Below are 25024 nucleotides of genomic sequence, written 5' to 3'. Positions count from 1 at the left end.
CCGCTGTCAGCTAGAATAGCGTTTCCACGAACGACCGTAGGGAGTGAGTGGGCCAAGGAGACCCCGTAGGGGTCGACGCAGGCTTTTGGCCGAGCTTTTGCAAGGGCCCTCCGGGGCCCGCAGCAAAAGGTCGAGGCTTAGTACTTGGGATCGGCGCCCGTCCGCTCGTAGACGCGCTCCATGATCGAGTCACGCTCGTCCTGCCAGCGCGGGAGCGCCGACGGGCGGTCGGGGTAGGACTCGTAGTGGGCCAGCAGCTCCTCCGCGAGATTTCGCACCTGGTAGATCTCCCAGAGCTGGTCGAGGTGGCCGATCGCGCCGCGCAGCGTCTTGAGCGCGGTCTTGGGGCCGATCGACGTTTTCCCGGAGTACAGCGCCTCCGCGATCGGCTCGCCGGGTAGCGAGGCGAGCATCGACGTGAGTTCGTCCACCTCGACGGCCGTCGAGAGCACGTTGTACACGTCGAGCGCGGCGTAGCGCGCGCCGAAGTGGTCCATTACCTTCTCGTTGTACCGCCAGAGCTCCTCGTCCGCCCGCCCTCCCGAGATGGCCGAGATAGCCTCCTCGGCGGCGTACTTCCCGGAGTAGGCGGCGCCCGCGATCCCCCCGCCGGTCGTGGGGTTGACGAGCCCGGCGGCGTCGCCGACCGCGACCATCCCCGGCGCCGTCGCGGAGTCGTACGGCCGGCGGGTCGGGAGCGCGGCGCCGAGCTTGTCGACCACTTCAGCGCCCTCGAACTCGGGACGGCTCCGGAGGTCCTTCCGGAGGTCCTTCACCAGCTTCATCGGCTCCTCGGTCATCTGGAACCCGAGGCCGACGTTGATCTCCGTCGGCGTGCGCGGGAAGTACCAGAGGTAGCCCGAGGCGCGGTCGGTCGGCTTGAACACCAGCGCGTCGTTCCAGTCGACGGGCTCGGGCACCTCGACGATCTCGCGGTACGCCGAGCAGAACTGCGAGTAGGAGACGTTGGTGTCGAACGTGGCGTCGGAGAAGTCGGCGTTGTCCTGCAGCACCGAGAGCGCGCCCGCGGCGTCGACGGTGATCTCGGCCTCGAACGTCTCGACCTCACCCTTGCGCTTGCCGCGAACGCCAGTCACGCGGCCCGAGTTGTCCTGCAGCACGTCCGTGACGACCGTGTCGTAGTGGAACTCCGCGCCGGCCTCGTCGGCGGCGTCGATGATCTTGCGGCCGTACTCCCAGCGGTCGATCACCGCCAGCTCCCCGGGGACCGGGATGTTCAGGACGGCGTCCTCGGAAGGGATCTCGAAGCGGCCGTGGTCGACCGCGGTGTTGGTGAACGAGGACTCGATCTTCGACTTCGGGATCGCGTCCGGGAACGAGTTCGCGCCCTTGAGCGCGTCGCCGCAGGCGATGTGGCCGGCCGCCTCCTCGTCCTTGCGCTCGACGACGGCCACGTCGAGCCCCTCCTGGGCGGCCGTCGCCGCCGCGTAGCAGCCCGCGGTGCCGGAACCGACGACGACGATATCGTACTCGTGTGTGCTCATTTGCAGTCCCTCGGGTGGGAAGGTGCAAAACTCTTTATCACGAGCACGGGGTCGGAAAATCGGCTGTCGCCGCGGCGATCAGTCCTCGTCGGCCTCGTAGTGCTCGCCGGCGGCGTCCGGCGTGCGGGTCCGTCCCACCAGCGCGAGCACCACGATCACGGTGACGTAGGGGACCGACTGGATCAGCGAGTCCGGGATGGCGACGTTCAGCTGCTGGAGCCGGAACTGGAGCGCGTCCAGCGCCGCGAACAAAAGCGACGCGCCGAACGCGCCGAAGGGGTTGTAGTTGCCGAACAGCATCGCAGTGATGCCGATCCACCCCCGGCCGTCGACCATCGTCGTCCCGCTGCCGACGAAGTTGCCCACGCGGCCCAGCGAGAGGCCGGCGCCGCCGATCCCCGAGAACACGCCCGAGATCAGCACGGCGGCGTAGCGCACCCGGCGCACGTCGACGCCCGCGGTGTCGAGCGCCTTGGGGTTCTGCCCGCTGGCCCGCACCCAGTAGCCGAAGGAAGTGTGGGCGAGGACGTACCACGATACCGGCGTCGCGAGCAGCAGGAAGTAGACGACCGGCTCGGCGTCGAACAGCACCGAGCCGACCGTCGGGATCTCCGAGAGCAGCGGCACCGTCCACGTGCCGAGCGTGTCCACGCCCGGCGAGTTCACGCTGCCCCAGATGACGCTGCTGGCGAAGGGGGCCGCGCCGAGCGCGATCAGCCAGACCGCCAGCCCCGCGATCACCTGGTCCGCACGGTACTCGATGGTGACGACCGCGAACAAAAGCGAGAACGCCCCGCTGACCAGCACCGCGACGTAGAACGCGATCCACGTCGCCGCGAGCGTCGGCCCCGCGAGCGCGACCGTGAGCGCGGCGAGGACGGCGGTCGCGAGCACCCCGCCGCCGCCACGGATCGCCATCTCCCTGCGGGAGTCACCCAGCAGGTCCAGCGCCGCGCCGGCCAACGCGAGCAGCGCCGCGATCACGAGCAGGAGCACGACCCCCGGGCCGAGGCTCGCGCCGCTCTCGCCGATCATCCAGTGGGCGACCGCGACGCCGGTGAACGCGCCGACGATCAGCAGCCCTTCGAGCCCGATGTTGATCACGCCGCTGCGCTCGGCGAAGATGCCGCCCAGCGCGGCGAACGCGATGGGGACCGCCAGCCGGAGCGCGGAGGCAGCGTAGCCGGCGTCGAGCACGCTCGCGAGCTCGCCCGCCGGCGTGTTCGGGAACAGCTGGCCGATCAGGACGACCGCGACCACGGCGAGCGTGCTGACTGCCAGCAGCCCGAAGCGCCTGATCGCGTTCATCGGCTACCCCCCATGTTCCAGCGCACGCCGAGCGCCCGGAAGAACTCGGGCATGGCGACCAGCAGGATCACCAGCCCCCGGATGACGCCGACGAGCTGTCTGGGCACGCCGAGTTGGAAGTCGATCGAGAGGCTCCCCGCCTGCATCGAGCCGAACAGCGGCCCCGCGAACAGCACCCCGAGGGGGTTGTTGCTCGCCAGCACCGACACCGTGATCCCGTCGAACCCCAGCGAGGGGACGCCGTTGACCCAGCGCCCGACGGACATCAGCACCCAGACCGCGCCGCCCATGCCGCCGATCATCCCCGAGAGGGTCATGCTCGTGACGATCATGCGCTTGGCGTCGACGCCCGCGTAGTCGGCGGCCTCGGGCTGGATCCCCGCGGTCCGGAGGTCGTAGCCGAACGCGGTCCCCCAGAGCACGTAGGTGATCAAAAGCGTCAGCGCGATCGCCATCGCGAGCGCGATCTCCGGACCGAACCGCGCCGCGGCCGGCACGTCACGCGTCTCGACGCTCCCGCTGTCGGGCTTCTGGAAGTACGCCGAGACGAGGAAGAACGCGACGTCGCTCGCGATGAAGTTGAGCATGATGGTGGTGATCACCTCGTTCGCGTCGGCGTACGCCTTCAGCGCGCCCGGGATGGCGGCGTAGAGCCCGCCGACGACCGCGCCGGCGATCATCGCGACGATCGCGATCAGCGCGCCGCCGACCGGGCCCGACGGCGCCGCCGGGCCGACCCAGACGGCCGCGAGCGCGGCCGCGAGCGCACCCAGCACCAGCTGTCCCTGCGTCCCGATGTTGAACAGCCCGGCACGGAACGAGACGGCGACGGCCAGCCCCGTGAACAGAAGCAGCGCGGAGTTCTTCAGCGTCTCCTGCAGGATGAAGGAGTCGAAAAACGGCGCGAGGAACAGGTAGCGGTACACCGCGAGGGGGTTGTAACAGAACGGTCCGAAAATCGGCGTGGCACACTCCGCGAACACCCCTGCGACCAGCGTGACGACGCCGCCGAGCAGGATCGCCGTGACCAGCGCGGCGACGCTGACGACCAGCCGTTCGCCCGCGGAGGCGTCGACCAGCCGGCCCAGCAGCCCCGCGATCGGGTCCGGGAGACGATCGGGGTTCATCGCTCACCCCCGTTCCGGCGGGACGCCTGCGGCACGTCCTCGGGCTCCTCGCCCGCCATCAGCAGCCCCAACTGCTCCTCGGTGACTTCGGCGGGGTCGACCACGTCGACCAGTTCGCCGTCGTGCATCACGCCCAGGCGGTCGGAGAGGCTCCGGACCTCGTCGAGCTTCGAGGAGACCAGCAGCACCGCCGCCCCCTCGTCGCGCAGTTCGAGCAGGCGGTCGTGGATGAACTCCACGCTGCCCACGTCGACGCCGCGGGTCGGGTGGGAGGCGACGACGGCCGACGGGTCGCGGGAGAACTCCCGGCCGACGATGAACTTCTGCTGGTTCCCGCCCGAGAGCGACGTCGCGGTCGCGTCGGGGTCGGCGGGGCGGACGTCGTACTCTTCGACGATCTCCTCGGCGTGTTCCTCGGCGTCCCCCCAGCGGATGCGACCGCCGTCGGCGAACTGCTGGTCACGTTGGCTGCCGAGCAGGCCGTTCTCGGTCAGGTCGTACGACATCACCAGCCCGCGGGTCTGTCGGTCCTCCGGGACGTACGCCATCCCGTTCTCGATGCGCCGCCGCCGCGGGGCGTCGGTCACGTCCTCGTCGCCGAGATACACCCGCCCCGAGACGGGTGTCCGGAGGCCGGTGATCGCTTCGACCAGCTCCGACTGGCCGTTACCGTCGACGCCGGCGACGCCGAACACCTCGCCGTCGGCGATCCGGAGGTCGACGCCGTCGACGGCGCGTACCCCGCGGTCGTCCTCGACCACGAGGTCACGCGCCGCGAGCCCGATCGAGCCCGTCTCGACGGGCGATTTCTCCGTGTCGAACAGCACCTCACGGCCGACCATCATCTCCGCGAGCTCGGTGCCGTCGACCTCGTCGACGTCGACCGTCCCGACGTTCTTCCCGTCGCGCAGCACCGTGACCTCGTCGGCCGCGTCGGTCACCTCGCTCAGCTTGTGGGTGATGAAGATGATCGTCTTGCCGGCCTCGGTCAGCTCGTCGAACACGTCGAACAGCTCCTCGACCTCCTGTGGGGTGAGCACCGCGGTCGGCTCGTCGAGGATCAGGGTGTCGGCGCCACGGTACAGCGCCTTCAGGATCTCGATGCGCTGTTGCTCGCCCACCGAGAGGTCGCCGACGGTCGCTTCGGGGTCCACGTCGAACCCGTAGCGGTCGGCGAGCTCGGCGACGTCCTCGCGGGCGGTCTCGCGGTCGATCGCGAGCCCACCCCATTTCCGTGGCTCGTTGCCGAGCACGACGTTCTGGGTCACGGTCATCGGCTCCACGAGCATGAAGTGCTGGTGGATCATGCCGATACCGGCGTCGATCGCGTCCCGGGGGGAGTCGAACGTCCGCTCCTCGCCGTCGACGACGACGGTGCCGTCGGTGGGCTGGTACAGCCCGTAGAGGACGTTCATCAGCGTCGTCTTGCCCGCCCCGTTCTCGCCGAGGAGGGCGTGGACGCTCCCGCGTTCGACGGTCAAGTCGACCTCGTCGTTCGCGAGGACGCCCGGGAACTGTTTGGTGATCCGTCTGAGGTCGACCGCTGGCGCGCTCATCTATGTTGGTTCGGGAGAGTGGAAGGTGGTTCCGCCCCCGACGGTCGGAGGGGAGCGACCCGTCGGTCGCGAACTCAGTTCTCGGGTTCGGTCGGCACGTCGATCTCGCCGTTCTGGATCGCCTGACGGGAGGAGTCGAGCGCGTCGAGCACGTCCTGCGGGATCTCCCCTTCGTACTCGGTGCCGATGACGGCTTCGACGCCCTCATCGTCGAGGCCGAGCGCGATGGTGGAGCCGCCCTGGAACTCGTCGTTGACGACGTCCTGGGTCGCGTTGAACACCGCGGTGTCGACGTGCTTGACCATGCTCGCGACGATGGTGTGGCTCGCGTCGCTGCTCAGCGACTGGTCGCTGTCGACACCGATCGCGAGGCGGCCGTGCTCGCCCGCCGCGTTGAACACGCCGCCGCCGGTGGCGCCCGCGGCGTGGTAGACGATGTCGGCGCCCTCGCCGTACATCGAGGCGGCGATCGCCTGGCCGCGCCCGGGGTCGTTCCACGAGCCGGCGTACGCCGCGCGCACGTCGATCTCGGAGTCGACGTGCTCGACGCCCGCGATGAAGCCGGCCTCGAACTTCTTGATCAGGGGGTTCTCCTTCCCGCCGACGAAGCCGACCACCTTCTCGTCGGGGTTGGTGGAGAACGTCTTCTCGGTGCCGCTGTACGTCCCCTCGTGGCTGAACTCCCGGGTCGACAGGAGCCCGGCGAGGTGGCCCACCTGGAACGACCCCTCGTGCTCGCGGAACGTGTAGGAGGCGACGTTGTCCACGTCGAGTTCGGCGTCGACCAGCATGAAGTTCTGGTCGGGGTACTCCTCGGCGTTCTCCTGGAGCGCGCTCCGCTGGGCGAACCCGATACAGGCGATCATATCGTAGTTCGGGTCCGTCGACGTGGCGAACTGCTGCTGGAACGTGCCGAACTCGCTCTGCCCCGTCGGCTCGGTGTTCTCGTAGGAGATCCCGAGCTCCTCCTCGGCGCGCTGGATGCCCGCGTGGGCCATGTCGTTGAACGCCTCGTCGCCCAGCCCGCCGAGGGCGTACACCATCCCGACGTTCGTCTCGGTGCTGCTGCCGCCGCCGCCGCCGAGACAGCCAGTCAGTCCGGTCAGTGCAGCGCCGGTCGCACCCCCGATGAACGTTCGTCGGTCGATGTGGTCGCGCATCGTTGTGGCTCTCTCTCGGTGACCAGCGGTTAAGCCCATCGTTTCGAGGAGCGCTCTAGTTCGGAACCTGACTGGTCTGACGGAAATGACTGCACAGGTCTGTCTGGGAATCCAACGATACCACCACTAGCTGCCGGATCAGTACACACCTTTCCGGCGCGGTGGCGGGAGCACGGGAGCCGAGGAACGCGAGGATCCACGCCGCCGCGGTGGCGAGTGCTCCGACGGTCCGTGCTGGCTCACCCGCGCCGCGGTCGAGTTACCCCTCCCACTCCTCGTACTCGCCGTAGATCCCCTTCGAGAGGTAGCGCTCGCTGGAGTCGGCGAACACCGTCACCACCGCGTCGTGGGGGGCGTCGATCTCGCCGTCGGCGATCCCCCGGGCCACCTTCTTCGCGGCGACCGCGTTCGCGCCCGCGCTGGAGGCCACCAGATGCCCCTCCTCGGCGGCGAGTCGCTGGATCTCGGCGTGGGACTCCTCGTCCGGCACCGCGTGGACTTCGTCGACCAGTTCGGGCTCGAACAGCTCGTTCGTCGAGGTGTCGTGGGTGCCGATCCCCTCAGTTTTGTACTCACCTTCCTCGCGCTCCTCGCCCAGCAGGGTGCCGTACAGGGAGCCTTCGGGCTCGACGGCGGCGACGTGGGTGTTCTCGTCCTGTTCGCGGCCGTAGCGGGCCATCCCCATCAGCGTACCCGCGGTGCCACAGCCCGCGACGAGCGCGCCGACCTCGCCGTCGAGGGCGTCGTAGATCTCGGGCGCGGTGGTCTCGTAGTGGGCCTCGACGTTGAGCGGGTTCGAGAACTGCTGGGGGACGGCGGCGTTGTCGAGCTCGTCCGCGAGCTCGTGGGCGCGCTCGATGGCGCGACCCATCCCGTCCTCGCTGGGCGTGTTGATCACCTCGGCGCCGAGTGCGCGCATGAGCTGCTGTTTCTCGACGGAGAAGCGCTCGGGGACGACGAACACGGCGTCCAGATCCAGCTGCCCGGCCGCGACCGCGATCCCGATCCCCGTGTTGCCCGCCGTGGGCTCGATCACCGTGCCGCCGGGCTCGACGTCGCCCCGCTCCAGCATCCCTTCGAGCATGTACATCCCGATGCGGTCCTTGATGCTGGCGCCGGGGTTGAACGACTCCAGTTTGGCGTAGACGGGCACCGCGTCGGGGCTGTCGTGGACGCGGACCAGCGGCGTCTCGCCGATGGTGTCGAGAACCGAGTCCAGAGGCTCCCGATGAGTGGTCATACTCGAACGTGGGCGGAGGCGTTTGTGTAGCTTACCATCTCCGAGAAACGGGCGGGCTCAGTTGTCGCCGTTCGTCGTCCCTTCGTCCTCGTCGGCCTCGGCCTCCTCGATGTGGGCCTCGGCAGCGACGGCGTCGGCGTCGACGTCGTGCTCCTCGGCGATCGCGTCGAGCACGGCGCGCTGCTCGGCCAACTCCTCCTCGACGGCGACGACGCGCTGTTTGGTCTCGTCGACGGTCTGTTGTGTCTCCTCGACCTCCTCGCGGAGCTTGTTCATCCGCTCGTACACCTTCTCGGCCCTCTCCGCGACGGTCTGCAGCTTCTGTGCGGTGCTTCCGAGTCCGACCATGCCCGAGTGATAGGGACGGGGGTTTGTGTCGCTTCCGGTGAGCTACACGACCTGGTTCGCCAGCCCCTCGCCCTCGGCGATCCGGCGAACGTTCTCCCGCACCAGCGCGGCCATCCGGTCGGGGTACTCCCGGTGGGCGGCCGCGCTGTGGGGCGTCACGATCACGTCGTCCATCCCCCACAGCGGCGAGTCCGCGGACAGCGGCTCGGTCTCGAACACGTCCAGCGCGGCGCCGTCGAGTTCGTCCGCTTCCAGCGCGTCGACCAGCGCCGACTGGTCGACGACGGCGCCCCGCGCGACGTTGATGAGGATCGCGTCCTCGCGCAGCCGCGCCAGCTCTTCGGCGCCGATCAGCCCCTCCGTCTCGTCGGTCAGCGGCACCGCGAGCGCGACGAACTTCGCGTCACCGATCGCCTCGTGGAGCTCGGAGCTCGGGTACACCGTCCCGACGTGATCGACGGGCGTCGGCGTGCGCTTGACGCCGGTCACGTCCATCCCCAGCGCGTCGGCGCGGGCGGCGATCCCGCGACCGAGCGTGCCGAGGCCGACGACACAGAGCGAACTCCCCGCGAGCGTGAACGGCGCGTCCCACTCCGACCACGCCCACTCCGTCCGTTCCTGCTTGCTGCGGAACTCGTGGAGGCGGCGCGCGAAGGCGAGCATGTACCCCGCGACGGTCTCGCCCACGCTGTCGCCGTGGGTGCCGGTGCTGTTCGTGAGGCGGATGCTTCTCGCTTCCAGTTCGTCGAACGGGAACCGATCGACGCCGGCCTGGACGGAGTGGATCCACTCCAGGTCGGCGTCGAGGAAGGCGTCGTCGTACGCGAACGTCACCAGCGCGTCGACCGTGTCGACCGCGTCGGTGTCGACGACGACCACCTCGGGGCCGACGTCGTCAGACTGGGTCTGACTGGCGGACGAGAGTCGGAAACACTCGTCGACGTCGGCGAGTCGGTCCCGGAGCACTGCCGGCGGGAACAGCGCCTCGATGGAGGCGTGGATACCGATGCGTGTCACCATGCACCGGGGTTCGCCCCCGGCCCCCTACTGTCTATCGGACGGACATCAGGTACGCGCCGGTGAAGATGAGCACCGCCGCCGTCGCGACGTTGACCGGCGTGAACGCGAGGCTGCCGACGTAGTCGAGCCCCCAGACGATCGTCAGCGCGAACAGCGTCGACAGCACGGCGTTCAGCCCGTGGACCACCCACGGGTTCCCCTCGGATCGCTCCGCCGCCGCCTCGAACCCCTCGCGGCCGGTCGGGCCGCGGTCGTCGTCGCTCATACGTGGTAGCCCGGGGCGGGGACACTTAGCTATTGGTCGCCGTGGAAGCTAAGAGGGTGGAGTCGGAAAACACATGTATGGGTATTGTTGGCACGATCGAGAGCGCGCTCACCGGGCGAACCGAGGAGTCGGAGACCGAGTCGGAACCGGAGTCGAAGGGGGCGTACTGGTGTGACGACTGCGGGGTCCGGGTCCGCGACGCCGACGTGGCGGCTGAGGGACTCGACCACGACGGCGAGGGGACGCCGCAGTGTCCCGACTGCGGGGAGTCGATGCGGTTCGAGCGTTCCTACGCCGACGGCTGTGCCTGCTGAGCCGCCGCGTTACTCCACCGTCGCCGGCGCCGGCTCACGCAGCGCGGTCTCGTCCTGGTTCTCCGTCGGGAACGGACCAGCGGGCAGCGCGTCCACGTCCTCCCACTCCTCGTCGGTGACGAGCGCGTCGTCGAGGCGGTCCCGCAGCGCGTCCTCGTCGAACTCCGTGCCGATCACGACGTACTCCGTGCGCCGGTCGCCGTGCTCCTCGTCCCACTCGAGGCTCGGTCGGTTCGAGCGGTAGAGATCCTGCTCGACCTCGGGGAGGGAGGCGATCCACGGCCCGCGCGCCTCCACGCGCACGGACGACCCCGCTTGCCCGACCGTCTGACGGAGTTCGTTGTCCGCGATCCAGATCGTCCCTTTCGAGCGGACGACGCCGTCGGGGAGATCACGGAGCACCGCGGCGATCCGCTCGGGGTGGAACGGCCGGCGCTGTCTGTAGGTGAACGAGGCGACGCCGTACACCTCGTCCGGGTGCCGGTGGCCGTGGCCGTCGTCGTGCTCGCCGTCGTGTTCGTGCTCCTCGTCCGCCAGCGCGCGTTTCCAGCCCGGCAAGTCGTTCACTTCGCCTTCGTCGAAGCGCTCGACGTCGAGCAGCCACTCAGGGTCGACCTCGGAGAAGGCGGTGCGGACCGTGTCGGCGTCGGGCTGGAGCGCCGCCACCAGCGCCTCGGCCTCGTCGAGTTCGTCGTCCGTACAGAGGTCGGCCTTGTTGAGCACGACCGCGTTCGACACCTCGATCTGTTCGACCAGCAAATCCGACAGCGGGCGGTCGTCCTCCTCGGCGGCGGTGCGCTCGGGCGTCCCCTCGCCGCCGAACGTGTCCACGAACAGCCGGGAGTCGACGACTGTCACCAGTCCGTTCACGCGGTACCGTGCGGCCGCGGCGGACTCGGTGGTGAACAGCCGCGCGACCGGCGCGGGCTCGGAGATGCCCGAGGACTCCACGATCAGGTGGTCGAACTCGCGGTTCCGCGCGAGCCGAACCACGGCGGTCTCGAGGTCGTCCTGCAGCTCACAGCAGATACAGCCGTTCGAGAGCTCCTCGACGCCGCCGGCGACGTCCGTGTCGGATCCTTCCGCGACGAGTTCGGCGTCGACGTTCACGTCGCCCATGTCGTTGACCAGGACGGCGATGTCGCGGTCGCCAGCGTTCGTGAGTAGGTGGTTCAGTAGCGTGGTCTTCCCGGCGCCGAGACTCCCCGAGAGCACCGTGACCGGGATGTGATCGCTCATGCGTGTGGGTGGGTGCCACTCGCCTTTCAACCTCTCGGCAGCGGTCCGTCGACGCCGGCGGCACGCGGGCCGCGGCCACGACAGCTTTTACCGCACGAACGTCTACCACCGGACAGCATGGATCTCTCCGAACGGATCGACGCCTATCTGGACGCCCTCGACGAGTGGCTCAGGGGGCTCTACCACGGGATGATCAGCCACCCCGCCTACGAAAAGATCGAGAAGGAGGCCGAGGACCTGGAGGACGCGTTCCTGCTTGCCTGCTTCCCCGACGCGTTCGGCATCCCATCGCCGGTGTCGTACTACACCGCCGAGATCCTCCCGTACCTCGAAGAGGAGTTCGAGGCGTGGGAGCGCCGACTCTGGGACCGGGACACGATGATCGAGCGCAAGGGCCAGCAGTACCACTTCTGATGGAGCCGTTCGTCTTCTTCGGCGGGAAGGGCGGCGTCGGTAAGACCACTGTCTCGTGTGCGTACGCACGGAAGTGTGCGGACGCGGGCGTGGACACGCTCGTGGTCTCGACCGACCCGGCCCACTCCGTCTCGGACGTGTTCGACCAGCAGTTCGGCGACGCCCCCGAACCGGTCGACGGTATCGACGGGCTCGACGCGCTGGAGATCGACCCCGACGAGGAGGTGACCGCCCACCTCGACGAGATCCGGAACCGGCTCTCGGATCAGGTGTCGGCGTCGATGGTCAACGAGATCAACAAGCAGCTGGAGATGGCCCACCAGACGCCGGGCGCCTACGAGTCGGCGCTGTTCGACCGGTTCGTCGAGGTGATGCGGGAGAGCGACCCGTACGACCGCGTGGTGTTCGACACCGCCCCCACGGGCTCGACGCTGCGCCTGCTGGGACTGCCGGAGTTCCTCGAGGACTGGGTCGACCGCCTGATGCACAAGCGCCGCCAGAGCATCGACCTGTTCGAGAAGGCCGCGATCGGCAACAACGAGCCGCGGCGCGTGATGGAGGGTGACCCCGTGCTCGAACGCCTCCAGGAGCGCAAGGAGTTCTTCGAGTTCGCCGGCGGCGCGTTGCGGGAGGACGCCGCCTTCTTCCTCGTGCTCAACCCCGACCAGCTCTCGGTCAACGAGACCGCCCGCGCCATCGACGACATGGACGCCGAGGGGCTGGGCGTCTCCGGGCTGATCGCGAACAAGCTCACCCCGCCGCCGGACGACGACGAGAACGGCCGCGGCGCGCGCTACCTCCGCGACCGGATCGAGACCGAGACGGACCGACTCGATCAGGTGCGGGAGTCGCTCGACCCCCCGTTGCTCGCGACGATCGAGACCCGAACCCGGGAGGTTCGGGGTGACCTCCTCGCCGACGTGGCCGCCGAACTCGACGTTTCGGTCGGCGTCGAGGAGCCATCGTTCGTCTGATCGAGGGGTCGAAACCATCGTAGCGTGCTTCGATTCGTGGGCGAACGTACTAGAACTATTAGTCAACTCTTAAGTGGTCACGACAATCTGTATCATGAAGGTACGTTACAATGACTCAGGTAATCTGGATCGTGGCGGCAGTGTTGATCACGTTCTCCGTCGGGTACGTCGGGTACTCGCGGTATCTCTCACAGTTCGTCGGCCTCGACGACTCACGGGAGACGCCAGCCCACAAGTACGAGGACGGGCAGGAGTACGTTCCGTCGAAGAAACCAGTGCTGCTCGGGCACCACTTCTCGAGCATCGCGGGCGGCGCGCCGATTGTCGGCCCGATCACGGCCGGCGCCATCTGGGGCTGGGTGCCCGCACTCGCGTGGGTCGCCATCGGTAACCCCCTGATGGGGGCGGTCCACGACTTCGTCTCGCTGTCGGGCTCGATGCGACACGAGGGGAAGTCGATCGGCTACATCATCGGCGAGTACGTGGGTGAACGCGGGAAGAACCTGCTGCTGTGGTTCGCGTTCCTCACGATCATCCTCGTCGTCGCGGTGTTCGCGCTGGTCGTGGGTATCGTGCTGAACGCGTACCCGTCGGCGGCGACCGCGAGCTTCGTGTACATCGCGCTGGCGATCGTGTTCGGCGTCTACCTCTACCAGCTCGACGGTCCGTTCATCCCCGGGACGATCGTGTTCGTCGCGGGCGTGTTCGCGGGCGTCTGGATCGGTATCCAGTACCCGTTCGCGCTGTTCGAGCTGGCTGAAGGCTCTCACACTGCTGGAACGTTCGTGCTGTTCAACGGCACTGGCTCGTGGGTCCCCGGCGCCGGGGCGCTCGGCGGCAACACGGCGGCGTGGGTCCCAGTGATCCTCGTGTACGCGGCGGTCGCGAGCGCGCTCCCCGTGTGGACGCTGCTCCAGCCGCGTGACTACCTGTCGTCGTTCCTGCTGTACGCAGGTGTCGGCGGCGCACTGCTGGCGATCATCGTCGGCACGCTGCTCGGCACGTCGAGCGAACCGCTCGTCGTGTCCGACAGCATCGAACCGTTCGTCGGGTTCCTCGGGGTGGACAGCGTCGCACCGTTCCCACTGTTCCCGATGCTGTTCGTGACCATCGCGTGTGGGACGATCAGCGGGTTCCACTCGCTGGTGTCCTCCGGGACCACTGCGAAACAGCTGAACAAGGAGAGCGACGCCAGACTCATCGGCTACGGTGGCATGCTCGGTGAGGGGCTGCTCGCCGCAGTGGCGCTGTCGACGCTCGCTATCGCCGGCGTCGCCTCCGACGCGGCGGCTGGCGGCATCGGCGGCGCGCTGCCGAACTTCGCCGCAGGTGGCGGCACCATCCTCACGAGTCTGGGCATCCCCGCCCAGTACGGTGCGCCGTTCATGGCGCTCGTGCTCGTGAGCTTCCTGCTCACGTCCACCGACACGGCCGCCCGTCTCGGCCGATACATGATGGAGGAGATCCTGGGTGCACCCGGCAGCGGTACCGAAACCGGGCTTTCGGGCGGCATCGGTTCGTTCGCCCGCGGTCGGTACACCAACCCGCTGGTCCAGGTCATCATCGCGTACGCGCTGGTCATCTCGGGCGAGTGGGCGACGCTGTGGACGCTGTTCGGCGGTGCGAACCAGCTCCTCGCCGCGCTCGCGCTGCTGACCGCGACGGTCTGGCTCGCCAACTGGGACGACTCCAAACAGCTCATCAGCACCGGCGTGCCGATGGTGTTGATGGTGACCATCACGGTGCTCGGTATCTCCTGGATCGCGTTCAAAGAGCAGCTGTACGATCAGCTGATCATGGGCGGCGCGACCGGTCTGGGCACACAGATCTCGGTTGTGGTCCGGGTCGTGCTGGCACTCGTGCTGCTGTACCTCGCGCTCTCGCTGGTGCGCATCGGGTACGAGAACATCAGCAACGTCCGTGGCGGCAGCGGTACGGCGCCGGAGCCGAGCGACGACTGACCGTCGTCGTCGCTCCGATTCGGTGAACGACTGACGACGCATCGACCGGCCACGGCGGCCGAACCGAACCACGGTCCCCGATTACCTTCCCTCCGATCGAACTCGGGAGCGACAGCTACGTCCAGAACCGCTTGGCGAACCGCGAGAGGAAGCTCTCGCTCGGCTGCTCGATATCGCCCCAGAGCGCGAACGCTTGGGCGGTGTCGGCCTGTTCGCTGCCGATCGCCGTCTCCGTGTCCGGATCGACGACGGCGAGGTTGATCTCGTAGTGGCCGTAGTAGCCGTAGGCGAGCAGTTCCCGCTCGCGGAACCCCTCGACGAACTCACGGACGGCGTCGGTGACCTCGTCGACGACGAGGACGAACGTGAACTCCGTCTCGAAATGCTCCTCGCTGGGGACGATCCGCTCCTCCGCGAGGTCGTGGCCCAACTCGACCAGCGACTCGAGGTCGGCGACGGTCGGCCGGTCGGTCCGTCGGGCGAACAGGTACTCCGCCCGGTCGTGGTCGGCGTAGCTCAACGAGGGGTGGAAGAACTGCTTCTGGGTCCGCACCCGGAACTCGCCGTAGAGGTCGAACGCCTCGCCCCGAACCCGGTAGTCGCGTTCGAGGTCGTAGCTGTACATCAGCCGGTCGCTGACGCGGTCGAAGTACTCGTCGTTCCACGTCGGCACCGCCTCCCGGATCTCCGCGGGGAGCTCCTCCGGATCGCGGGCGTCGGCGTCGCTCATCGTCCGGCAGGGTGGTGGCGGTCGTGTCGGGCGGTTCGTCGGTGCATGGTCTGCAGTGGCACACGCCGCGTGAAAAGCCCGTCGCGTGCCCCCGACGGTAAACATATGCCTGCGGACCTGTAACACACGGCCATGAGCGATGAGCAACCGACCGAGGCGTGTGGGCGTTGTTCGATGACCACCGTCGTCGACGCGGTCAACGCCGACAGCGAGGAGGGGCCGCGTGACCCGTTCGGCGACGAGCGCATCGAAGTCGACGAGTCGTCGATCCGCCGCGTCTCGCCAGTGGCGTGGATGGGGAAACTCACTGCGCGGCTGAACGCCGCTGTCCAGCGGCTCACCTACGGGAAGTAGCTCGCGAAAAACCCCGATTCTCGGGGTTAGCTTGCCGGCATCACTTCGACCGTCGCGGTCGCGCTGTCGTTCTCGCTCTCCACTTCGACTTCGACCGCCGGCGTGTCGTCGCCGTCGGTCACGTACGTCACGCTGAGCGTCTGATTCGCGCCGGCCGCGAGCGTCACGTCGTCGGTGGCCACCTCCGTGCCGTTCACCGAGGCGCTGACGGTCTGTGCCCCCTCGACGCCGCCGGTGTTCTCGACGGTGTAGGTGACGCTGACGTTCTCGCCGGCAGTCACCGAGTCGTTGACTGAGTCGATCCCGACGTCGAAGTTCGCCGGCTCGGACAGTTCGCCGGCGTCGGTCACCAGCGCGTCGCCGGCGAGCAGCCCCACGTCGCTCGTGAGGTGGGCGCGGTACTCGCCCGGTTCGGCGCTCTCGTTCAGGTCGACGACGAGCGTCTCGTCGACGACGCGCTCCTCGAGTGCGTGCGTGCCGACGACGTTCAGGTCGGCGTCCGTGAGGACCACGTACTGGCCCTCAGTCCCGGTGACGTTCTCGACCCGGACGGCGTCACTGCCGCCGTTCGCGTCGATCGTCTGATCCGGCAGCACGACGTTCGCCTCGGCCTCGCCCGCGGTGATCGTCACCGTGGCGTTGTCCGAGACGGTGGTGAACGTCCCGTTCCGCGCGATGGGGATCGCCGTCCCCGACTCGTCGACCAGTACCGCCTCGACCGCAGCGGTGGTCGTACCGACCGAGTCGGCGGTGATCGGCTCGTCGAGCGGGACCGTCACGTCCATCTCCTCGCCGTTCAGCGTGTCGGACTCGCCGATGGTCGCCCCGTCCTGCCGGATCTCGATCGTGTAGTTCGCACCCTCGGGCGTGCCGTCGAAACTGTCGAGGACGCCTGCTCCCGCCACGTCCAGTTCCTCGACGCTGTACGGCAGCGACGACTCGCTGACGTTCACGCTCGTGTTCTCGATGGTCACGTTCGTCGCGGACACGGTCGCCTGATCGCTCACGAGGCCGGCGTCGTCTGCCGCGTCGTCGGTATCGGCGACCACGTGCGCGACGTGCTCGCCGGGGCTCTCGAGCGTGAACTCCATCGTGCCGTCCACGATGTCCTCCGTGAGGTTCGCGCTGTCGACGATCTCGTACTCGTCGTTCGTGACGACGACGGACTGCCCGGCCTCGGCGGTGACGTTCTCGACCAGCACCGTGCCGTCGGTGGAGCCCTGGTCGCGGAACTCGATCGCGGCCTCAGTCACCGTCAGCGTGGCCGTATCGCTCGCTCCGGCGGCCGAGACGGTGTGCTCGACCGAGTCACCGACGTCGAGTTCGGAGACGTTCGCCGCGAACGTCGCCGCCAGTTCGGTACTCCGGCCGGCGATCGTGGCCGTCTCGTTTTCGACGGTTTCGCCGCCCATCGCGAACCCGACGTCGACCGTCTGTTCGATCAACGCGTTGTTGGTCACGTTGGCCGGCACGTCGACGCTCTCCGAATCGGGGAACGCGTGTGCGGGCGCCCCGTTCTCGATCTCGATGCTGGGGCCGGAGACGGTCGCGGTCGCGTTGGCCTGCTCCTCGCCGTCGGCGTCCAGCAAGCGTACCTCGACCGTCCCCGTCGTCGCGTTCGAAAGCGTGATCGGGAGGTCGGTCGCGTCGCCGTCGTCGACGGTTTCGGTTCCGAGCACCTCGCCGTCGGCGACGAGCTCGACGGTCGCTTCGCCGTTGTAGTCGACGCTGCTGACCACGAACTCGTCGTCGAGCGTCAGTGCCTGATCCTCGACGGTCAGCCCGTCCCCGCCGACGCCGAGGGTGGTTTCCGCGGCGTCGTCGTCGGTCGTGGCCCGCAGGTCGACGGCGGGCGGGTCGTCCCGTTCGAGCGCGTAGTACAGCGTGACGGTTTCGGTTTCGTTGCTGTCGAGCGTCACACCGGAACTGCGTTCGGCGAGCGTGAACTCGCCGTCCTGTGCGGCGTGTAGGTCGACGAACTGCGTGTCGAGGCGGCCGTCGTTGGTGACCGTCACGTCGACCGCGACCACGTCCTCGTCGCTGCCGAGCACGTCGTCCTCCAGCGACACCTCGTCGGTCGAGCGCACGGACGTCTCGACGCTGGTGATCTCGAACGCCGACTCGTTCAGCCCCAGCACGTCCTCGCGGTCAGCGACGTCGTAGGCCGGCGAGACGATCGCGCGTTCGTGGCTCGTGTTCCCGCTGTTGCGCACCCAGTAGGCGTCGTAGGCACCGATCGTCGACTGGCCGTCGTACTGTTGGTCGAAGCCGGAGCCGAACACTGTCAGCCCGGACGGGTCGACCGAGACGAGATCCTCATGGAGCGTCCGCGTGTCACCCATCTCGGTGCTGTCGATCGCGAAGTTCGACCCCGCGAGCGTCCAGCCCTCTGTCAGGTCGGCCGTGCCGCCCGTCGGCACGTCGTCGCCGAACGTGAACCCGAGGCGAGCGTCGTCGTCGGTCGCCGAGACGTACAGCCCCTGATGGAGGTTCGCCGGGGAGTCGAACTCGGACCCGGTGGCCGATTCGTAGCTACCGGCGGACGCGTTCCAGACGTTCACGGCGCCGACCCCCTCCGCGGAGAGGTTTGCGGACTGGGGTACCGAGAGGAGGTTGTACCCCTTCTCGAGCGACCGCGTCTCGTGGACCACGTCGACCGTGTCCGTGTCGTTGATGGAGAGTTCGGCCACGTCCACGACCGCGTCGGACTGGGCCGACAGATCGAGCACGGTGGGATCGAACTCGGCCGTGAACTCGTAGCCGTCGACCGTCGCGGTGGTTACGGGCTCGCCGCCGACGGTGACGGTGACCTCCTCACCGTCGTGCTGGTCGGTCGCGCCGACCGAGCCCGTCACCGTCACCGAGTCCGAGGCGTCATCGACCGCCCCGACGAACTCGGTGTCGACGGCGACCGACCTGTCGGTGTCGTCGTCGGCGACGGCCACCGAGTTCGCGAGCAGTCGGCCCGCGTCGTCGGTGAACGCGTCCGGCGAGAGCGAGAGGCCGGCCAGCGGGAACTCGAACGGCGCGATCGAGGCCAGCAGCACCGACCCCGTCTCGGGGTCGACTGCGACGCTCGGCCCGCCCGCGTCGGTGCCCGCGGCGTCGTCCGCCCGCGCGAGGGTCTCACCGTCTGGCCCCTCGAACCACGACATGTAGGCGTTCGGACCGTCGTGGATGGTGACCGTCTCGCCCGGCTCGCCGACGCCCTCGAAGATCGGGTGGTCGGCCTCGATCTCGAACTCGACCGGCGGCGCGCCGGTCTGGGAGTTCAACGGCGACTCGTCGGGGTCGCCGGTCACCCGCGAGCGGTCGGAGATCGCGTTGCTCGCGATCGCCTGTTCGAGGTACACCGCCCGGGTCGTCGAGTCGTTCTCGACGGTGGTGATCAGGTCCGCGATCGCCTCGTCGCTGAGCGAGGTGCCGAAGTCGTGGAACACGAACACGTCGGTCGACGCGATGGTCTCGTCGTCGACCGACTGCACCTCGACCACCTCGGTGGCGTACCGCGGCGCGAGATGCTCCTCGAACACCGAGAGCGTCCGCTCGCCCTGTCCAGGTTCGTATATCCCGTCGGATTCGACGACGGTCACGTTGGTGTACGACTCGTCGACGGCGATCGCGCCGGTCGCGCTGTCGTCGTCGGTGTACACGCCGTGTTCGTAAATGTCGGGCTCCTCGGGCACCGACACGGTGAACGAGAGGTTCACGACGTTGTCGGAAGCGCTCAGGCCGAACGCCTCGAGTTCGACCGTCTCGGTCGCGAGCGTCTCCGCCCCGAACCGGAACGCCACGTTCTGCTGGTCGGCCTCGCTGCCGACGTTCTCGACGGTCGCGTTGACCTGTATCTCTTCGCCAGCGCCGGCTTTGGTCGGCGCTTCGAGGCTCGTCACGCTGAACTGCGCGCCCTGTGCCTGGAGCGCGAGTTCGGCGGAGATCTCGTCGTTGATCCCGGTGAGATCGCCGAAATACCCTTCACCGTCGGCAGTCCGGAAGCCGACGTCGAGCACGCTCCCGGCGTCGTAGAGGCTGCCGATCCCGTTGGCCGACAGTTCGTACGTCGTGGTCTCGCCCGGTTCGAGGCTGAGCTCCTCGGGCGGCACCGCTGCCTCGCCGCTGGGCCCGTCCACGAACGTCTGGATCAGCTTGCTGTCCGCCACCTGTCCGGTGTTCGTGACCTCGACGGTCATGTCGAGGGACTCGCCGGGTGCGAGCGTCTCCGGAGCCGTGAGCCCGTCCAGTTCGAAGAACGCGGGATCGAGCTCCTCGGTCAGCGTCGTCGGGCCGGATTCGACGGTCGTGCTCTCGCCAAGCCCCTGGAACGTGTGTTCGAGCCCGATCGTGTCGTTCTCCTCGACGCTGGCGTTCCCGTCGATATCGACGGTGACGTTCACGAGGCCGTCGTACCCGTCGAGTTCGACCGGCTCGCCGAAGCTGGCTTCCTCCCCGGCGACCCGCAGCGTCAGGTTCCCCGTGTCGACGTCGGTCGCCTGGGTGGGCTCGACCGTGACGTTGTCGAGGTTGCGCACGTCGACTGTCACGTCGACCTGTCCGTCGAACTCCGCGTATTCGCTCTGCTCCTCGATCAGGTCGACGGCAAGTGCGTCGTCCAGCGTGAACTGGGCGCTCCCGTCATCGACGTCCTGGCTCGACGCCTCGTAACCGAACGCGTCGGCCGTGACCTCGGTCGACTGGTCAGTGGTCCGGAGCGTGTAGTCACCCGAGACGTTCGCGCTCGTGAGCGCGTCGCCCTCGCTGGTCACCGCGGCGCCCGGGATCGGGTCGCCGTCGGTGTCCGTGACCGTGCCTTCGATCCCCATCGTCCCCGACTTCACGGCCGCGGTGGCCGCAGTGACGTTGATGACCCCGGCGCCGTAGCGGATGTCCCGCCCGTGCCGTTCGGCGAACTCGTTGTCCGGCTTGGCGGCCGTCTCCACGAGCGCTGCCTGGATCGTCTTCGGCGCCAGCTCCTCCTCGGTCGCGGACTGGATCAACGCGGCCGCACCCGCGACGTGCGGGGCGGCCATCGACGTCCCGCCACTCGTCGAGTACGTCGCGGCGTCGTCCGCGACGACGGTGCCGAGCGGCCCGGCGCTCAGTACGTCGGCGCCGGGAGCGGCAACGTCGGGCTTGACGTACTCACGCGGGTAGTTCGCGGGGTAGCTCCCGTTAGCACTCACGTACTCCGCGGCGAACGGGCTGATCACGGCGCCGCTGGAGAAGGGTGCGATAGTACCCTGCGCGTTGGAGGCACCGACGGAGAAACTGGAGAACTCGGCGCCGGGCGAAGTGGTCGGCCCGCCGTCGTCGCCGGCGCCGGCGTTCCCGGCCGAGCCGACGACCAGCGTGCCCGCCGCGTTGGCGTCCTGGATCGTCTCCTCCATCGCAGTCATGAGCACCGAGTTCCCGGTGGTCGACTCGAAGCCGAGGCTCATGGTCGCCACGTCGACGTCCTGCTCCGCCGAGTACTGGACCGACGCGAGGATGTCCTCGGCGGTCGCACCGCCTTCGAAGGCGTTGATCATGACGAGCGAGGAGTCGGGAGCGACGCCGTATCGGGGGACGTCACCCGCGGGCTCGGCGGCACCGGCTGCCGTCCCGGCGACGTGTTCACCGTGGGAGCCCGCACTGCCGAGCGTCCCCGTGGTGACGCTGCCGTTGACCGCGACCGCCTCGGTCGCGAACGTGAGGTCGGGGTGACCCGCCTCGGGGTTGCTGATCCCGTCGTCGATGACGGCGACGGTCGCGTTCCCGCCACGGTCGCCGTAGCGCTCCTCGAACCCAGGCACGTCGATCTGCTCGAGCCCGTACGTGTAGTCGTCGCCGCCGCTGCTCTCGGTGCTCGCCATCATCGTCGTGTCGTCTTCCGGCGGTGCCGGGTGGACGGCGTCGGCGTTCGGCGCGACGGCGGTCACGCCGTCGATGGCTGCGAGCCGGTCGACGTCGTGTTCGTCGAGGTCGACTTCCACCGAGAGCACGTTCCCTGCCCAGAACTGGTTCCGGATGTCGACGTGCTCGAACTCGGTGAGTTGCTCCGCGACGGGGCGGAGCGTCGCTCGCGAGTCGGCCCGGAGCGTGTCGGCGTCCACGGACGCGAAGCTGGCGGCGTCACGGTCGAGGTTCCGCTCCACGCTCAGCAGGAGCACCTGCTCGCCGTCCGCCCTTCGGAGCTCCTTCGCGACGTTCGCCGTTTCGGCGTCGTCCCGTTCGATGGACGCTGCCGTGGGCTCCGTGTTCGTCACCGCGGTGTTCGGTTCGAGTTCCTGCACCGCGCCGTTCCCGTCGAGCGACGGCGCCTGGTTCTCGGCGAGTGATGGCTGTGCCGCGACGCTACCCACCCCGACCGTGAGGACGGACCCGACCATCAGAACTGCCAGGACGACGGCCCGCATCTGTTTCCTTTCTATCATTTATGGACTGTCTCCGATAGTTCGACTGTTCTCCCTACCTATATTTTTCACACGAGAAATGTATCTATTTCCCTGACATTTCTGCATGGCGCGTCGTTACCCCCGTCGGTATATATAACCATATGTCAACAATGGACACGTCATCTAGTCTCCAAACGTCGCTTCAGGGACGCTAACCGATCGGTCGAACGCGTGGATCGGACGGGTCGCCAGCAGCGGCGTCAGACTCGGTTCCCGGCCCGGAGTTCGTAGTGCTCGGCCTCGTCGTCCCAACGAGCCAGTAGCTCCCGTGCCTCGTCGGGCACGTGTGCCCGCTCGTACGCCTCGCCGGCGAACTCCCTGACGGCGTCGTAGCCCGCGAACCGTAGTTGGGTCACGAACTCCACCTCGTCGTCGGCCTCCCGCTGGAGCAGGTCGTAGCCGAGATACCCGTCACCGTCGAGCGTCTCCAGCAGTCCGTTCTCGGGATCGGTGAGGAACTGTTCGTACGCGTCGGCGTCCGCGGGGTCGGTCCAGCCGTGCCAGACGCGGACGATCGCCCCACAGTCCGCCTGTTCGGGCCCGCTCACTGCTGCACCTCGTGTTCGAGCGTGCCGACGCCCTCAACCTCGATCTCGGCTGTGTCGCCATCCTCGAATCGGCCGACGCCTTCCGGGGTCCCCGTGGCGATCACGTCGCCTGGTTCGAGTGTCATGTACTGGGTTGCCTCCGCGATCAGTGCCGGCACGTCGAACACCATCTGGTCGATGGTGGCCTCCTGCTTCACCTCGCCGTTCACCCGCGTCCGGATCGCCGCGTCCTCGGGGACGTGCTCGGGGTCGGCGATACAGGGGCCGATCGGCGCGGCGCCGTCGAACGCCTTGCCGCGCACCCACTGGGACTCGCTGCGCTGGTCGTCGCGGTTCGAGACGTCGTCGACGCAGGTGTACCCCGCGACGTACTCCATCGCCTCGTCGCTGTCGACGTGTTTGGCCTGCTTCTCGATCACGACGCCGAGTTCGGCCTCCCACTCGACGCGCTCCTTCCCGGCCGGGAGCGTCACCGTGTCGCCGTGGCTCGCGACGGTGTTCGGCCCCTTCAGGAACAGGAGCGGCCGGTCGGGCACGTCCGCGCCGTGCTCCTCGGCGTGGGCGACGTAGTTGCGCCCGACACAGACCACCTTGCTCGGCTCGCTCGGCGCGAGCAGATCGACCTCGTCGAGGTCGTACGTCTCGCCCGCGAAACTGACCGAGTCGCCGTGCCATTCGCCGTGTCGTACCGCGCCACTGGGGTCTCGGAAGCGTGCGTGTCGCATCACCGTGGTAGTCGCCCCCGCGTGGCTAAGTCGTTCCGACTGCGGCGAAGCTCAGCCCGACCAGCGGACGTGGAACCCGTCGGCGCTGCGTGGCTCCTCGTACGCCACCTCGACGTCCTCGACGTCCGCCCGGGGGCTGCCGGTGTGACACCAGCCGATCATCGACTCCACGGTCCGCGGATCGCCCTCGAACACCGCCTCGACGCGGCCGTCGTCCCGGTTCCGGACCCAGCCGCTTACCCCACGCTTCTTGGCGGTCTCCTCGGTGTTGGCTCGGTACGCGACCCCCTGGACGTTCCCGCTGACGTGGACGCGTGCCCGGACGTACTCGTCGGAATCACTCATGGGCGAACGATCGGCTGACCGATACTTAACAGCGACGCCCGCGGGCGCCCGGAACCGGGCAGGCAAAGTAGCCTCGCGACGATCGGGCGAACATGGAACTGTTCGGAACCGCCGGGATCCGCGGCGACGTCAGGGAGACGGTGACGCCGTCGCTGGCGCTGCGCGTTGGGCAGGCGGCCGCCGCCGACGCACGCGCCGAGGGCGAGGGGAGCGTCGAGTTCGTCGTCGCCCGCGACGGCCGGGAGACGGGGCAGGCGCTGGTCGACGCGATGGCGTCGGGGCTGGCCGCCGCCGGCGCCGACGTGGTCGAGATCGGGCAGGCACCCACGCCCGCGCTGGCGTACGCGAGCCAGGGGCGCTACGGCGTCGCGATCACCGCCTCGCACAACCCGCCGGAGGACAACGGGATCAAACTGTTCGTGGACGGCGTCGAGTACAGCGGTGCTGCGGAGGCCCGTATCGAGGGCCGGATCGTCGACGAGACCGAGCCGACCCACTGGGACGAGTGGGGGCACCGCGAGTCCGCCGAAGTGCTCGGCGAGTACCGCGACGCGGTCGTCGCGTACGCCGAACGCTTCGGCGCGGATCTCGACGGCCTCCGCGTCGTCGTCGACTGCGGCAACGGGATGGCGTCGCTGGCCACGCCACACGTGCTCCGTGAACTGGGTGCCGAGGTCGTCACGCTCAACGGCAACGTCGACGGCCACTTTCCGGGCCGCGGGAGCAAGCCCACCGAGGGGACACTCGGCGACTGTATCCGGTTCCTCGAAGATGGGGAGTTCGACCTCGGGATCGCGCACGACGGCGACGCCGACCGGATCGTCGTACTGAACGGCGACGGCGAGGTCGTCCACGAGGACACCGTACTCGCGATGCTCGCCGAGGAGTACGTCGCCGATGCCGACAGCGAGGATCCGACGGTCGTGACGACGCCCAACGCCTCCGCCCGCATCGACGAGCGCGTCCGCGCCGCGGGCGGCCGTGTCGAGCGCGTCGCGCTTGGCTACCTCCACGACGGTATCGCCGACGCCCGCGACGACGGGGCGGACGTGGCGTTCGCCGCGGAGCCGTGGAAACACGTCCACACGCGCCTCGGCGGCTGGATCGACGGCGTCGCCTCCGCGGCGGTGCTCGCCCGACTCGTCGCGGACGTCCCGCTCGTGGAGCGCCGCGAGCCGATCCCGGAGCGGCCGTACACGAAGGTCAGTGTGCCGTGTAACGACGACGCCAAGGTGGACGCGATGGCCCGCCTCGCGGAGACGCTGCCGGAGCGGTTCCCGGAGGCCGAGGTCGACGACGAGTACGGTGTTCGCCTCGAACTCCCGGATGCCTCGTGGGTGCTCGTGCGCCCGAGCGGGACGGAGCCGTACCTGCGGATCTACGCGGAGAGCGAGGACGTGGAGACGCTGTCGGAGGCCGCTCGGACGGTCGTCGAGGACGCGATCAGCGAGGCGGAGTAA

General features: G+C 68.6%; 21 protein-coding genes. 6 read left to right on the top strand and 15 right to left on the bottom strand.

From position 1 onward, the window contains the following. Nucleotides 1-137: 137 nt before the first annotated feature. The 9 genes from B4589_RS02695 to B4589_RS02655 form a co-directional block, all read right to left on the bottom strand. The gene (locus B4589_RS02695; protein ID WP_079232822.1) at nt 138-1505 is read right to left on the bottom strand and encodes a geranylgeranyl reductase family protein; all 1368 of its coding nucleotides are present in this window, start codon (nt 1503-1505) and stop codon (nt 138-140) included. Nucleotides 1506-1583: 78 nt separating this feature from the next. Then, entirely contained in the window at nt 1584-2813 is a 1230-nt protein-coding gene (locus B4589_RS02690) for an ABC transporter permease (RefSeq protein ID WP_079232821.1), read from the bottom strand. Then, entirely contained in the window at nt 2810-3940 is a 1131-nt protein-coding gene (locus B4589_RS02685; RefSeq protein ID WP_079232820.1) for an ABC transporter permease, read from the bottom strand. Before B4589_RS02685 ends, B4589_RS02690 begins: the two co-directional genes overlap by 4 nt. After that, nucleotides 3937-5496: an ABC transporter ATP-binding protein gene (locus tag B4589_RS02680; RefSeq protein WP_079232819.1), complete on the bottom strand. Its 1560-nt coding sequence runs from the start codon at nt 5494-5496 to the stop codon at nt 3937-3939. The genes B4589_RS02685 and B4589_RS02680 overlap by 4 nt, the downstream gene beginning before the upstream one ends. Before the next feature lie 74 nt (nt 5497-5570). Further along, on the bottom strand, nt 5571-6644 hold the full coding sequence (locus tag B4589_RS02675) for a BMP family protein (RefSeq protein WP_079235144.1): 1074 nt from the start codon (nt 6642-6644) through the stop codon (nt 5571-5573). A 271-nt stretch (nt 6645-6915) separates the two neighbouring features. After that, on the bottom strand, nt 6916-7896 hold the full coding sequence (locus B4589_RS02670; protein ID WP_079232818.1) for a PLP-dependent cysteine synthase family protein: 981 nt from the start codon (nt 7894-7896) through the stop codon (nt 6916-6918). A 57-nt stretch (nt 7897-7953) separates the two neighbouring features. Further along, nucleotides 7954-8244 carry a DUF5798 family protein gene (locus tag B4589_RS02665; protein ID WP_079232817.1) on the bottom strand — a complete coding sequence of 97 codons (291 nt, stop codon included), beginning with the start codon at nt 8242-8244 and terminating at the stop codon, nt 7954-7956. Between the two features lie 42 nt (nt 8245-8286). After that, complete coding sequence (gene ddh / locus B4589_RS02660) at nt 8287-9264, bottom strand: D-2-hydroxyacid dehydrogenase (protein ID WP_079232816.1); 978 nt, start codon at nt 9262-9264, stop codon at nt 8287-8289. 31 nt (nt 9265-9295) lie between these two features. Beyond that, entirely contained in the window at nt 9296-9529 is a 234-nt protein-coding gene (locus tag B4589_RS02655; protein ID WP_079232815.1) for a hypothetical protein, read from the bottom strand. Between the two features lie 77 nt (nt 9530-9606). Between B4589_RS02655 and B4589_RS02650 the strand changes: the two genes are divergently transcribed. Further along, on the top strand, nt 9607-9843 hold the full coding sequence (locus tag B4589_RS02650; RefSeq protein WP_079232814.1) for a hypothetical protein: 237 nt from the start codon (nt 9607-9609) through the stop codon (nt 9841-9843). 9 nt (nt 9844-9852) lie between these two features. On the opposite strand, the gene B4589_RS02645 is transcribed toward B4589_RS02650, so the two are convergent. After that, entirely contained in the window at nt 9853-11082 is a 1230-nt protein-coding gene (locus B4589_RS02645; RefSeq protein ID WP_079232813.1) for a GTP-binding protein, read from the bottom strand. Between the two features lie 117 nt (nt 11083-11199). Between B4589_RS02645 and B4589_RS02640 the strand changes: the two genes are divergently transcribed. From B4589_RS02640 to B4589_RS02630, 3 genes are all read left to right on the top strand, one after another. Further along, a complete protein-coding gene (locus B4589_RS02640; RefSeq protein ID WP_079232812.1) occupies nt 11200-11496 on the top strand; it encodes a hypothetical protein in 297 nt (98 codons plus the stop codon). Next, the gene (locus B4589_RS02635) at nt 11496-12470 is read left to right on the top strand and encodes a TRC40/GET3/ArsA family transport-energizing ATPase (RefSeq protein ID WP_079232811.1); all 975 of its coding nucleotides are present in this window, start codon (nt 11496-11498) and stop codon (nt 12468-12470) included. The genes B4589_RS02640 and B4589_RS02635 overlap by 1 nt, the downstream gene beginning before the upstream one ends. Before the next feature lie 110 nt (nt 12471-12580). Next, on the top strand, nt 12581-14431 hold the full coding sequence (locus B4589_RS02630; RefSeq protein WP_079232810.1) for a carbon starvation protein A: 1851 nt from the start codon (nt 12581-12583) through the stop codon (nt 14429-14431). A gap of 115 nt (nt 14432-14546) precedes the next feature. On the opposite strand, the gene B4589_RS02625 is transcribed toward B4589_RS02630, so the two are convergent. Beyond that, complete coding sequence (locus tag B4589_RS02625) at nt 14547-15161, bottom strand: hypothetical protein (protein WP_079232809.1); 615 nt, start codon at nt 15159-15161, stop codon at nt 14547-14549. 132 nt (nt 15162-15293) lie between these two features. Here B4589_RS02625 and B4589_RS02620 point away from each other — a divergent pair, with 132 nt between their 5' ends. Then, nucleotides 15294-15515 (top strand): hypothetical protein, encoded by a 222-nt coding sequence (locus B4589_RS02620; protein WP_079232808.1) that lies wholly within the window; start codon nt 15294-15296, stop codon nt 15513-15515. A gap of 26 nt (nt 15516-15541) precedes the next feature. Here B4589_RS02620 and B4589_RS02615 read toward each other — a convergent pair whose 3' ends face one another. From B4589_RS02615 to B4589_RS02600, 4 genes are all read right to left on the bottom strand, one after another. Continuing rightward, entirely contained in the window at nt 15542-21880 is a 6339-nt protein-coding gene (locus B4589_RS02615) for a S8 family serine peptidase (RefSeq protein ID WP_158081131.1), read from the bottom strand. Between the two features lie 266 nt (nt 21881-22146). After that, nucleotides 22147-22494 carry an antibiotic biosynthesis monooxygenase gene (locus tag B4589_RS02610; RefSeq protein WP_255246114.1) on the bottom strand — a complete coding sequence of 116 codons (348 nt, stop codon included), beginning with the start codon at nt 22492-22494 and terminating at the stop codon, nt 22147-22149. Beyond that, entirely contained in the window at nt 22491-23219 is a 729-nt protein-coding gene (locus B4589_RS02605) for a fumarylacetoacetate hydrolase family protein (RefSeq protein ID WP_079232806.1), read from the bottom strand. Before B4589_RS02605 ends, B4589_RS02610 begins: the two co-directional genes overlap by 4 nt. A 51-nt stretch (nt 23220-23270) precedes the next feature. Beyond that, nucleotides 23271-23564, bottom strand: a complete 294-nt coding sequence (locus tag B4589_RS02600; protein WP_079232805.1) for an acylphosphatase — start codon at nt 23562-23564, stop codon at nt 23271-23273. Between the two features lie 92 nt (nt 23565-23656). Here B4589_RS02600 and B4589_RS02595 point away from each other — a divergent pair, with 92 nt between their 5' ends. Beyond that, entirely contained in the window at nt 23657-25024 is a 1368-nt protein-coding gene (locus tag B4589_RS02595) for a phosphomannomutase (protein WP_079232804.1), read from the top strand.

It is taken from the genome of Halolamina sp. CBA1230 (assembly GCF_002025255.2).
Lineage (GTDB): Archaea > Halobacteriota > Halobacteria > Halobacteriales > Haloferacaceae > Halolamina.
Note: the sequence above shows the minus strand (reverse complement) of the source record. Positions and strands in the feature narration are given on the sequence as shown.

Coding starts and splice junctions, on each gene's coding strand:
- B4589_RS02605 (WP_079232806.1), bottom strand. CDS start 23,219: ATGCGACACGCACGCTTCCGAGACCCCAGTGGCGCGGTACGACACGGC.
- B4589_RS02665 (WP_079232817.1), bottom strand. CDS start 8,244: ATGGTCGGACTCGGAAGCACCGCACAGAAGCTGCAGACCGTCGCGGAG.
- B4589_RS02620 (WP_079232808.1), top strand. CDS start 15,294: ATGAGCGATGAGCAACCGACCGAGGCGTGTGGGCGTTGTTCGATGACC.
- ddh (WP_079232816.1), bottom strand. CDS start 9,264: ATGGTGACACGCATCGGTATCCACGCCTCCATCGAGGCGCTGTTCCCG.
- B4589_RS02650 (WP_079232814.1), top strand. CDS start 9,607: ATGGGTATTGTTGGCACGATCGAGAGCGCGCTCACCGGGCGAACCGAG.
- B4589_RS02595 (WP_079232804.1), top strand. CDS start 23,657: ATGGAACTGTTCGGAACCGCCGGGATCCGCGGCGACGTCAGGGAGACG.
- B4589_RS02670 (WP_079232818.1), bottom strand. CDS start 7,896: ATGACCACTCATCGGGAGCCTCTGGACTCGGTTCTCGACACCATCGGC.
- B4589_RS02640 (WP_079232812.1), top strand. CDS start 11,200: ATGGATCTCTCCGAACGGATCGACGCCTATCTGGACGCCCTCGACGAG.
- B4589_RS02615 (WP_158081131.1), bottom strand. CDS start 21,880: ATGGTCGGGTCCGTCCTCACGGTCGGGGTGGGTAGCGTCGCGGCACAG.
- B4589_RS02645 (WP_079232813.1), bottom strand. CDS start 11,082: ATGAGCGATCACATCCCGGTCACGGTGCTCTCGGGGAGTCTCGGCGCC.
- B4589_RS02695 (WP_079232822.1), bottom strand. CDS start 1,505: ATGAGCACACACGAGTACGATATCGTCGTCGTCGGTTCCGGCACCGCG.
- B4589_RS02655 (WP_079232815.1), bottom strand. CDS start 9,529: ATGAGCGACGACGACCGCGGCCCGACCGGCCGCGAGGGGTTCGAGGCG.
- B4589_RS02600 (WP_079232805.1), bottom strand. CDS start 23,564: ATGAGTGATTCCGACGAGTACGTCCGGGCACGCGTCCACGTCAGCGGG.
- B4589_RS02690 (WP_079232821.1), bottom strand. CDS start 2,813: ATGAACGCGATCAGGCGCTTCGGGCTGCTGGCAGTCAGCACGCTCGCC.
- B4589_RS02635 (WP_079232811.1), top strand. CDS start 11,496: ATGGAGCCGTTCGTCTTCTTCGGCGGGAAGGGCGGCGTCGGTAAGACC.
- B4589_RS02685 (WP_079232820.1), bottom strand. CDS start 3,940: ATGAACCCCGATCGTCTCCCGGACCCGATCGCGGGGCTGCTGGGCCGG.
- B4589_RS02625 (WP_079232809.1), bottom strand. CDS start 15,161: ATGAGCGACGCCGACGCCCGCGATCCGGAGGAGCTCCCCGCGGAGATC.
- B4589_RS02680 (WP_079232819.1), bottom strand. CDS start 5,496: ATGAGCGCGCCAGCGGTCGACCTCAGACGGATCACCAAACAGTTCCCG.
- B4589_RS02630 (WP_079232810.1), top strand. CDS start 12,581: ATGACTCAGGTAATCTGGATCGTGGCGGCAGTGTTGATCACGTTCTCC.